The 12,614-nt window shown below is 50.4% G+C and carries 11 protein-coding genes; 4 read left to right on the forward strand and 7 right to left on the reverse strand.

The features are described 5' to 3' along the window. The first annotated feature begins 128 nt into the window (after window positions 1–128). Window positions 129–641: a hypothetical protein gene (locus tag MJ769_RS06315; protein WP_239235324.1), complete on the forward strand. Its 513-nt coding sequence runs from the start codon at window positions 129–131 to the stop codon at window positions 639–641. Window positions 642–921: 280 nt separating this feature from the next. On the opposite strand, the gene MJ769_RS06320 is transcribed toward MJ769_RS06315, so the two are convergent. Next, window positions 922–1,572: a protein-L-isoaspartate O-methyltransferase family protein gene (locus tag MJ769_RS06320; RefSeq protein ID WP_239235326.1), complete on the reverse strand. Its 651-nt coding sequence runs from the start codon at window positions 1,570–1,572 to the stop codon at window positions 922–924. A gap of 236 nt (window positions 1,573–1,808) precedes the next feature. Further along, complete coding sequence (locus MJ769_RS06325; RefSeq protein ID WP_239235328.1) at window positions 1,809–2,543, reverse strand: OmpA family protein; 735 nt, start codon at window positions 2,541–2,543, stop codon at window positions 1,809–1,811. A gap of 1,231 nt (window positions 2,544–3,774) precedes the next feature. Here MJ769_RS06325 and MJ769_RS06330 point away from each other — a divergent pair. The 3 genes from MJ769_RS06330 to greB are packed head-to-tail and all read left to right on the forward strand — an operon-like array spanning window position 3,775 to window position 6,502. Further along, window positions 3,775–4,599, forward strand: a complete 825-nt coding sequence (locus MJ769_RS06330; protein WP_239235330.1) for a glycosyltransferase family 2 protein — start codon at window positions 3,775–3,777, stop codon at window positions 4,597–4,599. Window positions 4,600–4,640: 41 nt separating this feature from the next. Then, entirely contained in the window at window positions 4,641–5,891 is a 1,251-nt protein-coding gene (locus MJ769_RS06335; protein ID WP_239235331.1) for an O-antigen ligase family protein, read from the forward strand. A gap of 41 nt (window positions 5,892–5,932) precedes the next feature. Continuing rightward, a complete protein-coding gene (gene greB, locus MJ769_RS06340; protein WP_239235333.1) occupies window positions 5,933–6,502 on the forward strand; it encodes a transcription elongation factor GreB in 570 nt (189 codons plus the stop codon). 495 nt (window positions 6,503–6,997) lie between these two features. Here the strand turns inward: greB and MJ769_RS06345 are convergent, their stop codons facing one another. From MJ769_RS06345 to MJ769_RS06360, 5 genes are all read right to left on the reverse strand, one after another. Beyond that, entirely contained in the window at window positions 6,998–8,533 is a 1,536-nt protein-coding gene (locus tag MJ769_RS06345; protein WP_239235335.1) for a hypothetical protein, read from the reverse strand. A 112-nt stretch (window positions 8,534–8,645) separates the two neighbouring features. After that, the gene (locus MJ769_RS14430) at window positions 8,646–8,777 is read right to left on the reverse strand and encodes a hypothetical protein (RefSeq protein WP_256445695.1); all 132 of its coding nucleotides are present in this window, start codon (window positions 8,775–8,777) and stop codon (window positions 8,646–8,648) included. Between the two features lie 542 nt (window positions 8,778–9,319). Beyond that, entirely contained in the window at window positions 9,320–9,601 is a 282-nt protein-coding gene (locus tag MJ769_RS06350; RefSeq protein ID WP_239235337.1) for a type II toxin-antitoxin system RelE/ParE family toxin, read from the reverse strand. Then, complete coding sequence (locus MJ769_RS06355; RefSeq protein WP_239235339.1) at window positions 9,598–9,864, reverse strand: CopG family ribbon-helix-helix protein; 267 nt, start codon at window positions 9,862–9,864, stop codon at window positions 9,598–9,600. The genes MJ769_RS06350 and MJ769_RS06355 overlap by 4 nt, the downstream gene beginning before the upstream one ends. A gap of 581 nt (window positions 9,865–10,445) precedes the next feature. Further along, entirely contained in the window at window positions 10,446–12,317 is a 1,872-nt protein-coding gene (locus tag MJ769_RS06360; protein WP_239235341.1) for an RCC1 domain-containing protein, read from the reverse strand. Window positions 12,318–12,614 lie beyond the last annotated feature (297 nt).

A 12,614-nucleotide genomic window follows, 5' to 3' on the forward strand; every position in this document is an offset into this window, starting at 1 on the left:
ACTCACCTAACTCGATATATGCTATCAATGTTGCATGGTCGACTCTAAAGTTTGCGAATTCAAATGTGATAGAGACGGCTATACTAACGGTTCAATATTAACGATTCATTGTATAAAAGTTTATAACTATGATTGAAATAACGCTTGCCACGATTATCATCACGATTATCATCGTTCTCACGATCCGTAACACCAAACGCGCAGTGCTTGAAAATCCGGTCATTCTCAACCGCACGGGGCAGTATCACGCAATATTGGCACCCAAGCTCAATATCGCACAAACATTTATTGAAGCCATCGCTAAGCAGATACCCGGTCCGCGTGATGAAAGCCAAAACAGCTCAACGCAATGCTTTGAGGTGCGCGACCCGGAAGCCGCTAAAATTAGCCACGACCTCTATCTGCTCGCTATCACAATGCGTAACGGTATGCTGTATTTTCAGGCTATCATTCCTCGTCCATTGATTAATGATCAGGATAGCCATTTCAGCATGCTAATGGAATCAGCTGATGCTGCTCTTGCCCATAGCCCTGCTACGGGTGCGCATAACACAGAGACAGATGGATACATTATTGCGGCAGCGGGTACAGCGGCACGAAACTTGGGTATCGACATAAAACAGCAGGTGCTATCCAAATAGGATGCATAATTACGTCCGACATCCAGCGATGATTTGTATGGATAGTTCGACAATTATTTCAGCTTTGCTTGTCGATTAATTTCGCTGTACTCGCAATTTTTTCAGAATAATTCAGAATTAAATTCCGAAAGTGCTGGGTTGGGTAGGTTGCTTTATCCTGGATTCTTCAATAACTGCAGTTAAGATGAACTAACTGCATAACAAGTTACGCATTGTTGTAATCTTCAAGATTGCTCAAGTGCTGGACAGAGAGCAATTCAATTTTTAGCAAATAGTCGCATTAAAAAACGAAACGCTTCGGTTGTAGCGCGTTTTGCAGTGGTGCAATGCAGGTTTCAAACAGAGCGACTCTCTCAAATATTCCAGGTGCCGCACAAGTAATCAAATTGGCATGCATAGCCGGAGAGTCACCAACGATAGCAAACAGACGGCCATTTGGTTTCAAGCTGTTCTGGAATGCTTCCGGTAAAATTGGTACTGAGCCAGTCAACACGATGGCATCGTAAGTACCCGGCCAGCCTTGCGCCGCATCGCCCAGTGCTAAAGTTACGTTATTGATAAGATGCGCCGCTAAATTTTTTTCCGCAAAGGCATGTAATTCCGGCACGATTTCAACACTGGTTACATGCATCGCGAGATGGGAGAGCAAGGCAGTCAAATAACCACTGCCGCTGCCGACTTCCAACACACGGTCGTTACCTCCAAGCTTCAAAGCCTGTAATGCGCGTGCTTCCATCTTGGGCTGCCACATTGAAACGCCATGCCCCAGTGGAATTTCCATATCCATGAAAGCTAAATTTTTCCTTTCGGGCGGCACGAAACGTTCGCGTTTAACCTTGCTCAACAAATCCAGCACTCGCATATCCAGCACATCCCAAGGCCGAATCTGTTGTTCCACCATATTAAAGCGCGCTTGTTCCACGTTACCCATCTCCCTCTACTCCAAAATATGATCAATGTTTTATATTAACAGTTTACTAAGGTCACTGCTTGCGCTCAATAGACTGCCCAGAGAACCTAATCAGGCCATTTTGATGGCCATTATTTCTTTCATCGTGAATCTCTATCGCGTAGTCGAGATTGCAGATTCGCGCTCACCTAGGTATAGCTCCAACCTTTGTGAATCTCTCGTCAGAGCTGGAGTTTACCTCAATGAATCAATGAAGGTTATGGCTCCGTCTTGGTGCCAGTCATTTCAACCTCTACACGGCGATCAGGTTGCAGACACTCGATAACTTGAGGGGTCTTGTCGCCAGGGCATTGGTCTTGTTTCGTAATCGGCTGCGTACTACCCTTTCCTTCGGTATGCACTATATTGGGCGAGACACCTTTTCTAACAAGATACGCCCTCACTGTCGCTGCTCGTTGTTCTGAAAGAATTTGGTTGTACTGGGCACTACCAAGTCGATCGGTATGACCGGTTACCGTGATTGTTTGAGGGTTGGTATCGTTAATATCTTCGACAAAAGCATCCAGCTTGGACCGAGCTGACGGCCGCAATATCGGTTCACCAAAATCAAAAAATCCGCTTGAATCCAGTACTATTTTTTTAGTTGTTACAACTGGCAATGCGGCTACAACAGGCGGTTCCTCGATTTTAATTGGTGGAGAAATTGGAGTATGTGGGATGGTTGGAGCGGGTGCGACGATTGGAGCAGGTGCGACGGTCTTCGCTAACGGCATTGCATTACATTCGTCCAGTCCTGCTTGACCGGAATGAGCGTACCAACACAGCCCAGTCCCGCTACGCACTACCTGGCCTCTCGAGTCATGAACATTTACGTCTATTTGCTCCTTTTGATTGCGAGTTGTTTGTGCATCAACTGATGCGGTAATAATTCCCAATATCAAAGCAATTGACACAGATAATCTATTTTTTTTATCTGCAAATAATTTTTTCATGAGGCTCCCTCTTTAATTAAGTTAGGACTATTTTTCTGCGTTAAAACTTTCATTGTCCAATTCTAAATTTATAATATATTTTGTTTATTCTGAAACATATTTCAGCATAAACAAGCGTGCTATTTAAAATTTTGAGCGCGACATATCTGTTTGATATGTAAGTGATAGTTTTTTTCGAGCAACGCCGTATTGTGACGCAACTGGTTAAGCAGGCAAGCGGCCACTCGCAAAATTGGATTTTTAGAAATGCCCTCAAAGATATGACACCTTCTCCTTTTGTTAGCATATAACTAGTTACGCTGACTGTCCGTAGCCAAGCAATTAAACTCATCAGTTATTTATGAAAATTATGCAAACGGCATCACTAGTTAGTGTGTGACACGCGATCATAGTTCACACGCACGCGATCTCCAATGTTTAGATCACTAGCATTGCTTTGAGTGACTTTGTGAATTGTACCGTTATCAAACGAACACAGATATGATATTCCTCGCGACTTGTGGGGTTGGGAACGCTTTTCAATTTCATGATCGGCAATAGCACCGTCGACCGCACTAGCCATTCTGTGAATCACTGAAACTTTATGTATCGTTTTCATGTTAATTCCATTTGAGTTTTATCTAGGGCGCCTCTATAAATTCAATTTTCTAGACAAGACAAGGCGCGAGCAAAAAATTTGAGCGCGGCATATAGTTGATATGTAAGCGATAATTTTTTTCGAGTAACGCAGTATTGTGACGAAAATTGGATCTTTAGAGGTGCCCTCTAATCATTTTTGGCTGTGGGGCATTGAGATTGAGGCAATGCAGATGCGGCCGTCAATGTCACTCGAAATATTTTGATAAATGTGCTTTCATTAAGGAACAACTTCGTGATATCCAAGATCATAGATGATGAGTGTTTTAATTCTGAGAAAATTTCGCCCTTGTGTGGGTGGCTGATACGGAATTCAGGTTTTCTGTTGGAGTTAAACAAAAAAATATTGGTGTTGACCAGAGTGCGGTGGTCATGGATACTTCGATTCATACGGTTGAAATTCCTATTCTTTATCTTCCCCAGCACGCCCATTGGCTAACGAAAGTTTGATCATGAACAACGTTATTGTTGAAGTTTTAGCTAAAGACCTGAACGCCCAGGGTGGCGTGTTCTGACCGAGTTCCAAGGTCGACATGAATATCTGGAGCTTTCGTCGTCCCAAGGTCTCTCTGGATATGGCCCGTACGGGTCATTAATGGCGGTGCAGCCATTGCCTGTCCGCTTAGCTACGCCGCCACCGACGGTGACCGTGGCCGTGCTCACTAAAAATAATGCCTCTCGCATCGAGAATTGCCTGCGCAGCGCGGCCTTCGCCGACCAGATCGTGGTGGTGGACAGCGGCAGCACCGACAGCACCGTGGAGCGCGCCCGGACTCTGGGTGCCGAGGTTTGGGTGCATGATGACTGGCAGGGTTTCGCCGTTCAGCGTAACCGCCTGTTGGCGCACGCCAATGGCGATTACGTGTTTTTTCTTGATGCTGACGAAGTCATCACGCCAGCGTTGCAGGAAGAAATTCGTGTCAATGTCCGCTCCGGTAGCCGCGCAGTCTGGTGGATTCAGTGGCGCATGGTGGTGTTTGGCCATGAGTTAAAGTTTTTTCGTTCCCAATCGAAGGTAGAACGGTTGTTCCGTCGTGACATGCTGCGCGAATACGTGGGAGCCGTCCACGAACGAGCCGTGCTGCACCCCGCTCCTGGCGACGGCCATGTGCCACGGCATTTGATGCGGGCCAAGCTGCTGCATTACTCGCGCGATACCGTGCGTGGAAGCATGGAAAAAATGACGCAGTACGCCATGCTGGGGGCGGCCAAGCGCGCCGCGCAGGGCCAGCACGGGGGCGTGCTGCGCGGGTTGGTGTCGGCCGCGTCGATGTTCATCCGCCTGTACGTGTTCCACTTGGGCTTTCTGTGCGGCGGACCCGGTTTTGTTCATTGCCTGTTCGTGTCGGCAGAAGGATTTTTTCGCTATGTGGCGCTGGACTATGACCGGGAAAGCCTGACTTCGGATATCCCGCGTTGAGGCGGTGCCCGCAAGAAGCAACTGATGCCTGAACCATTCTGATGCAAAACACCCGATTTCGGACTTTTGCGGTGCGCATTTTGCTAGGCATTCTTTGGCTGGCTGTTGCGTTGTCGCCTCTACATTCATGGATTGCCGCATCGAGTTGGCTGATGCTGGGTCTGCTGGCATTGGCAGTGACCGATGGCACCGGGCAGCAAGGTACACCCGTTATGATGTCCGCTGCCACGGCTTGGCTGATGGGCACTATTATCTCTGCATCACTCTGGGCGACGCAATCCATCATCTGGCAGGAGCCCTGTTGCACGGTTTCGGTGGATCTTGACGCTGTGTCGCGGCTGATGCTGGCTGCGGTGTCGGTTTATGTTATTACCCGCGCACGTTCACTTGCACCCAACGGTCGGATGGGAGTGCGACTGTTGTACGCGATTGTCTTGGCCTGTGCTCTGGCTTTGGTGCTGGCCGCTGTACGGGGGCGCGATTTACCGGTCAACCCGATTCCCTGGGCTGTGGCTATGAGTTTTCTAGTTTGTCTGCTGCTGCCTCGGGTTTTTGACGCGCAAGAGGCCAAGGGCCGTCGGTGGCTTTGGGGTGCAGGCGCTTTTTTCGGCCTGAGCGGTATATTGTTGAGCCAATCGCGCGGCGCTCTCGGTGTGCTGTTGTGGACACTATTCCTCGCCATATGGATGCACCGTCGTCACCGGGCATCCACCCACCGAGTGGCGGCTGCGGCGCTGCTGCTGTCAGGCCTGTTGGTCACAGTTGCGCTGAATCTGCCTGGCGACCCCATGCGCTTGAACACTGCCTTGCAAGATATCGAAACGACAGTTCAAACCAAAGATTACAACACCTCGCTCGGTGCAAGGGTCGCTCTGTTCAGGTTGGGGTGGGAGGGGTTTGTCGAATCGCCCTGGATCGGCCTCGGCGCCACTGAGCGTGCGCGTCGCATTCGTCAAGCAGGAGAAGATCTTCCGGCTGACCAACGTGTTGCATTCACACATGTGCGCGAGATGAGACACGTCCATAACCAATATCTGAATAACGCGATCGATGGTGGTCTTGTGGGGCTGGCGGGCTTGCTGGCCTTGCAGGGTGGTCTGTGGGTTGCCGCTCACCGGCTCGGGCGTTTCAACCGGATGGCCGGACTGCAACTCTGGGGTGTGGGCTGGATGCACGCACTGGCAGGTCTGAGCAACGTCAATCTGGCCCACAACTACTATGTGCTCATGCTGGCGCTTTCCGTAGGGCTGGTGTTTGTTATGGCGTGGGCTGAACCCACCCCTGAGACATAGCTTTTAAAATTATAGAGACTATCCAAAAAGGGTGGGCGACCATGAGTAAAGCTTTTATTAAGGAAACGGATGAAAGTCCTGACGAAGAAGAAGGTCAGTCAATATCTCCACTTGCGCCAGGAGTAAAAAACTACATCACCCCTGTTGGTTACCAGCGTCTGAAAGATGAACTTGATCAGCTATGGAAAGTGGAACGCCCGGTATTGGTGCAAACCATTACCTGGGCTGCTTCAAACGGCGACCGCTCGGAAAATGGCGATTACATTTATGGCAAAAAGCGCCTGCGTGAGATCGACCGGCGCATCCGCTTTCTTTCCAAGCGTCTGGAAAACGCCGCAGTGGTGGATCCGATGCAGCGAGAATCGTGTGATCAAGTGTTTTTTGGGGCGACAGTGACAGTGTGCCGGGAGGATGGCGTAGATTACATCTACAGCATAGTCGGCGTGGATGAAGCCGATGCCGGGCGCGGATTGATTAGCTGGGTATCGCCGCTAGCCCGGGCACTGCTAAAGGCGCGCGTCGATGATGTGGTAATGCTGCACATTCCCGACGGAGTGGAAGAGCTGGTGGTGGTGGAAGTTACTTATCAGGCGATAAGATTTGGCGATTAATAGGCAGATAAAATTCTCTTTTGAAGAAATCAGTCATGACCTTCATGGCACCTTCATTACTGTTTGAATGCCTTGTTGATAAGTTTCCAGCTCTTCTTCGTCTTGGTAGACGCCCATGTGGTCAAAACAACTTTTTGCCATACTGAATAACGGGTTAAGTCGCTTGATAACTACATATAAGAAAGGATCTCGCACAGAGGAATAGGGAGCGGGTCTTGCAATCTTATATTTTTGAGCGAAGTTTTATGGAGCGTTCTGCTCGTTGTCTCGCGAAGTCACATGATGCAACCCGCAGGCTAATTCAATTCTGAGTTTTCTTGCCATAAGCGCCAGCATTGAAATCTATTGATGCTGTAGTGCAAGACTTGAACCGGCACACGACCCTCGTTACCATTGATTTAATCGACCCCTAATTTTTCATGCTGGATTTCCGTCTGCGCGGGAATGACGGCTTAGGTGTCGTGCCTTCTGTAAAGATCAATAAATGCAGAGCAATCAGTCCAACCGGATGGCTGTATCGAAGTGCCAAGTCCGGCGGATCTCGATCACGTCAAATTCGCGGGCCAGTTCCGGCGGGAACGCCTGATAGTGCTCATGACTTTGCACGATGCGCCGTATCGCTTCATCGACTTCCGCCACACCGCTTGAAATAACGAAAATCACTGGCTCCACGGATCCGTCGCTTCGGATAGACACCGTCACCATGGGGTTGGTGTGTGGCCGCTTTGCCACTTCGCGGACTGTATCGACAGGCGTGTTGAACTGAATCTTCCGCGCCCACGCCTCCGCATATTTGACGAGTGCGGCGTTGGAGTCGGCACGCCCCCATAGCCTAGCCCGGCGTTCAGTGCTGAACGAGTAGGGGAGCGTGGAGGGCGAACGAGCGGCAGTCGATGCTGCTTTGCGCCGGGCAGCGTTCTCATTGAGCTGACGTCCTATGGCCCGCAGCCGCGCTTCCCGTTTTGCTTCTTCTTGTTCCGCCGAAACGCGCGCGGCCTGTCGCGCGGCTTCCAGGCGTTCAGCCTCTAGTCGTGCAGCCTCGATGTGCACTATTTCCTGACGAGCAGCCTCCTGACGTTGTGCCTCCAGCTTTGCCGCCGCCCGTCGCAAAGCTCCCAGGCGTTCGGCCTCCAATCGTGCAGCCTCGAAGCGTGCTGCTTCCTGACGAGCGATCTCCTGACGCTGCGCTTCCTGCTTTGCCGCTGATAGTCGTGCGGTTTCCAGCCGTTCAGCCTCCAATCGTGCAGCCTCGGTGCGCGCTGCTTCCTGACGAGCGATCTCCTGACGTTGCGCTTCCAGCTTTGCCGCCGTCAGTCTCACAGCTTCCAGGCGTTCAGCCTCCAATCTTGCAGCCTTAATGCGAGCTGCTTCCTGACGAACGATCTCCTGACGTTGTGCTTCCAGCTTAGCTGCAGTTAATCGCGCGGTTTCCACGCGTTCCGCTTCCAATCGTGCAGCCTCAATGCGTGCTGCTTCCTGACGAGCGATCTCCTGATGTTGTGCCACCTCCTGATTCACCTGTCGTTGCGCCTCACGCTCCGGAGGAACAAAGTTGTTCACTTTATCGGCTCGCTTCCGCACCTCCGGTGCGGCTTGATACTGCGCCACCTCGCTGGCATCTGGAGGTTCCGGCATCACGGTCCCCGGGATCGAAGCGCCTGGCGCATCTGCAGCAGGCTTTAGCCCCAGTATAGGGGGTGGCACAACCCATGTAGCCTCGTCGGCCCGCTCTATTGCGATCACTGCCGGAAAAGGGGGCTGCGTGGGTGCCGGTTTACCGGCAACAGCCTGCTCGTTCGATGCCTGCTGCAGCGGCGCCTTTACCGGCGTATTTGCCGACTTCGCAACTGCGACCTGTGCCGGCTTGAGCACGACGTACAGATCGGGCGCCGCTATCCGTCGTTCTTGCCAGTGGATGCCAAAGCCCGGCAGCCCAAACTCCTTGCCACCGAAGGTCAAACTCAACAGCAGTATGTGAAACAGGAGAGAAAAGAGGAGTGCGACAGCCAGCCGCCTGCTGTCAGTGCTCATGCGTCATTGCGCCTCATGGCCGCATCGAAATCGAGCGTTGTATCAGTTGAAGCAATGCGGTGTGTTTGCATGTGCGCCTCTCGCAGATATGTTCCCACCCCTAAATACATTTTTAAGTAACCGGCTGATCCAATTTAGTTAAGTGCATTTTCATCCGCTCCACCGTATGTCGCCACTTGGGGTTGAAGATAGCCAGCGGTGTTTTGATTTCCAAACATTGTAGTGGGTGGGAATAGTCTTTCATGGTGCTCTGCTAATCGGATTCAACATTATCTAGCAGGAAGCACGGGGTCTACCATTGAATTTGCTGATGACGACCGTCAATTGTAAGCGTAGCATAACTCACTAAAGGGGGGGCTCCTAGAGTCGGCGAACTTGGTAACGCGTTTCGCTTGAGTCTGAAATGCCGCCTCTGTCATCTGGTAAAACTCTGGGGACACATTGCTTAATTCCTTGCACAATTAAGCAATGTGCCCCCAGAATTATTTTGAATTAGCCAAGGGTAGGGAATAACCCGCGTATTCCACCCGCAATAAACTCCACCGAAATGGCCGCAAGCAAGCGTAGCCTGGGCTCAGTAGGTTGGCGCTAAGCTTGCGAAGCCCAACATTACAAGTACAACACAGGGCCAAGTCTAGGCAAGTAACACAATCCCTCTTGTTCTTCTTCAATAAACGAACCAGTGGGGTACAGGCCTAACATTCCAATATTTATTGGAATGTTAGGCCTGTCCCCGTGCGTTTCACCGGAGTGAGGAACAAAGCGACGAACGGCTTGGCCGATTTGTTAGAAGCGATCTTCCCTGTGATGCCAGATACGAAGCACATAGATTTCCGTTTCGTGTACAAGATAACGGGCCAGATAATTCCCGATCACCAAATCACGCACCGCTTCTGGATTCGGTGCTCGATCAACCTTGGTGCCCAGCAATGGAAACTGTTTCAGCTGAGCAATGCCCTTCAGGATAGTGGCGGCTGTTTTCTGTGCTGCATGAGGATTCTCAACTGCGATAAACTCGCGCAGGCGGCGCAGATCACCAACCGCCTCGCGGGAATAGCCGACAATCATTTGCCAGGAGGGCTCAGCTCTTCACCGGAACCCCAACTCTCTAGCCAGGCATTCACTTCTGCCTCAGGGACGCTCGAACCACCTTTAATGGAACTAAGCGCTTCAAGCGTTTCGGTCCATCTCACATCCTCGACCGACTGGCGCTCGATATATTCTTTAATTGCCTGATTAATAACGTAATTTTTGCTACGATCGAGTTTCGCCGCCAATTCCTCCAGCGGACTCTCGATTTCGGGCTGCAACCTGATGCTTGTTACTCCCATCGCCAAATCTCCCAATCTTAACTACGATGTAATACAGTGTAGCTCACAGATCAGGATGGAACAAATTTCAAGCTTATAACGTTTAGCTCAGCGGCGAATTTATGCGTCCGCTGGTTTCTTCAACCCATGTTGGTAGAAACGCATGTATTAAGAATAAAGGGATCAATTGTTGAATTAATATCTTTAAATGAAACGTTTAACCCTGACGTTCTTATCTAGCAGCCTGTAGGACTTAAAGGAAATCGGCTGCAAATTGAGCTGAACGGTTTATATTGCGCCGCTTTTTTGGGCAATAGAACAACTATTACTCTGCAAAATCATCAAGTGGGGTAAGCAGGCATTTCGCCGTAAGGCGAAAGCTCGCAAAATCTACCCTCGCTCAGCTCAATTTTCGCTGCGATTCTTTAAGTCCGACAGGCTGCTAGCACTAGCTTGTGCGAGTGGGTCTTGGCATATTGAGATGGCTACTATAGAAAAAAGTATTTTATCAATGCTTGACCCCTTTGTTTTCAACCGTTCCAACAATGTTTGCTTGCCCGAACGGTTCCAGTGCAGAGCTGCTCTACCCGTCACAACAGCCCCTAAAACAATTGTCTTGAAATCACCTTAACGCCACTCACCCCGTTGATGGTGTAAGTCAGAGTGCCAGCACTACTGTTTTGAAAGGTAAAGTTGACGGTGCCGACTTTCGTTACCACCTTAGCCGCGTCGTTCCATGCCACGGTGGGCGCAGACCCGCCGGTGACTTGGTATAAATCACCTGCGCAGCTATTACCAGACAAGGGACAACTGGAAGCAACGTACCAAACAGGATTACCACTGGCATCGTAGGTATACATGGTGGCGAAGATCATTCCAAACTGCTGTGTGATGGCTAACCCCCAGCCGGACTCGTTCTCATTCCACCAGAGTGCAGAATAGTCGACTGTCGGTTGAATGGCACCGGTTGCAAACATTTGCCGGGTAATCTGCTTGGTACCGTTTACGCCATTGACCGTGTAATTTAATGTCCCGGTATTGTTGTCAGAATAAGCAAAGGTGCCTGTTCCCACCTTGGTCACCACTTTACCGTTTCCATTCCAGGGCACCCCCAGCGGAGTGCCGCCTACCACACTGTAAATATCACCCGTGCAACCACTCCCTACCAGCGGGCAGGACGATATGACAAACCATGACGGTTGCCCGATTGAATCGTAGGTATACCACGCCAGAAAAGCCATCGCATCACGTTGGGTGATACTCATCCCCCAGCCGGATTCATTCTGGTTCCACCACAGACCGGTCAAGGGCGAGGCAGGTGCGACGGGGCCGGGCGGCAAAATAGGGTCGGGGGACACGCCGTCGCCAAGACCGACTACATCAACTGGGGTCGAACGATCCGTTTTGGAATTATCGCCGAGTTGGCCATACTCATTCCTGCCCCAGCATTTGACCCCGCCTGCTGTGGTGAGCGCGCAAGTATACTTCCAACCCACAGAGATTGCCGACACGCCACCGGTAAGACCTGTCACATCCGTTGGGATCGAACTATCAGAGTCGGAATTGTTGCCGAGCTGACCATAGTCATTAAAGCCTAAGCACTTGACCCCACCCGCCATGGTGAGCGCGCAGAAGTTAAGACCATCTGTATCGATGGCCACTATGCCGCTGGTAAGACCGGCTACATCTACTGGCGTCAAACTAGAGGGGAAAATATAGGAGGGAATATAAGCCAAGAAAATGTCACTATTACCCCAAGACTTTACCCCGCCGGCCTTGGTGAGTGCAAAGGTGGAATTGAACCCTGTAACGATAGCTGCTACACCGCTGGAAAGACCCGTTACATCCACCGGAACTGAACTTGCGGTAGTTGAATTATTACCGAGCTGACCCGAATAATTATTTCCCCAGCACTTTACCCCGCCTGCCGTGGTAAGCACGCAGGTATGGGTTGAAAATGAAGCAGCAATAACTGTCACGCCGCTGCTAAGCCCTAGATGATCTTCCAGTGTATAGGAGAACCAGGCGAGGAAGGGGATAAAAAAACATTTTACCCCGCCTATTGTGGTGAGCACGCAGGTGTCCGTACCATATGAAGTGATAGCTGTAACGCCACTGGTAAGCCCCGGTATATCTATCGGTATCAAATTATCGGCCCCCCAACACTTAACTCCGCCTACCGTGGTGAGCGCGCAAGTGAAATGAGCCACTGAGGAGATGGCCACTACGCCGCTGGAAAGACCCGTTACATCCACCGGAATCGAGCTATCGACTGTCGAATTGTTACCGAGCTGGCCATCTTTGTTACTCCCCCAGCACTTGACCCCGCCTGCCGTGGTGATCGCGCAGGTGTGATCAGATCCTGCAGAGATAGCCACCACTCTGGTCTCAGCTGCATATCCTGGAGTGCTCCCCAGACATCCAATAAAGACAAGTGGCAGCGCGTAAAAAAATCTTTTCAGCAATTGCGACACGGAATCTCCAGTAAGATAAGTATTTATTGAGCATTTATCTGTGCTTGTGCGTAAGTAATTCGCCATCTGGATATCCTGAATTGATAGAAACTGCCATACTTTAAAAACCTTGAGATGAGGTGCTGAAGTGCGCTAATGCATAAGGCCAGATACGATTACTGCATACGCAAATCCCTTGTTATACGTCTCTCATCAGCACGTTGAACAACGATCAAAAATATCAAGCATAAATCATACCTTAAGTGTAACTACTCACCCCTATAAATAATCAAGAAAACACTTGACAGGTTTTTAGGG

Source organism: Candidatus Nitrotoga sp. BS (genome assembly GCF_927797785.1).
Classification (GTDB): domain Bacteria; phylum Pseudomonadota; class Gammaproteobacteria; order Burkholderiales; family Gallionellaceae; genus Nitrotoga.

What these genes read in the sequence shown, in the direction of transcription:
- MJ769_RS06315 (WP_239235324.1), top strand. Translation starts at nt 129, where the DNA reads ATGATTGAAATAACGCTTGCCACGATTATCATCACGATTATCATCGTT.
- MJ769_RS06320 (WP_239235326.1), bottom strand. Translation starts at nt 1,572, where the DNA reads ATGGGTAACGTGGAACAAGCGCGCTTTAATATGGTGGAACAACAGATT.
- MJ769_RS06325 (WP_239235328.1), bottom strand. Translation starts at nt 2,543, where the DNA reads ATGAAAAAATTATTTGCAGATAAAAAAAATAGATTATCTGTGTCAATT.
- MJ769_RS06330 (WP_239235330.1), top strand. Translation starts at nt 3,775, where the DNA reads ATGGCGGTGCAGCCATTGCCTGTCCGCTTAGCTACGCCGCCACCGACG.
- MJ769_RS06335 (WP_239235331.1), top strand. Translation starts at nt 4,641, where the DNA reads ATGCAAAACACCCGATTTCGGACTTTTGCGGTGCGCATTTTGCTAGGC.
- greB (WP_239235333.1), top strand. Translation starts at nt 5,933, where the DNA reads ATGAGTAAAGCTTTTATTAAGGAAACGGATGAAAGTCCTGACGAAGAA.
- MJ769_RS06345 (WP_239235335.1), bottom strand. Translation starts at nt 8,533, where the DNA reads ATGAGCACTGACAGCAGGCGGCTGGCTGTCGCACTCCTCTTTTCTCTC.
- MJ769_RS14430 (WP_256445695.1), bottom strand. Translation starts at nt 8,777, where the DNA reads ATGAAAGACTATTCCCACCCACTACAATGTTTGGAAATCAAAACACCG.
- MJ769_RS06350 (WP_239235337.1), bottom strand. Translation starts at nt 9,601, where the DNA reads ATGATTGTCGGCTATTCCCGCGAGGCGGTTGGTGATCTGCGCCGCCTG.
- MJ769_RS06355 (WP_239235339.1), bottom strand. Translation starts at nt 9,864, where the DNA reads ATGGGAGTAACAAGCATCAGGTTGCAGCCCGAAATCGAGAGTCCGCTG.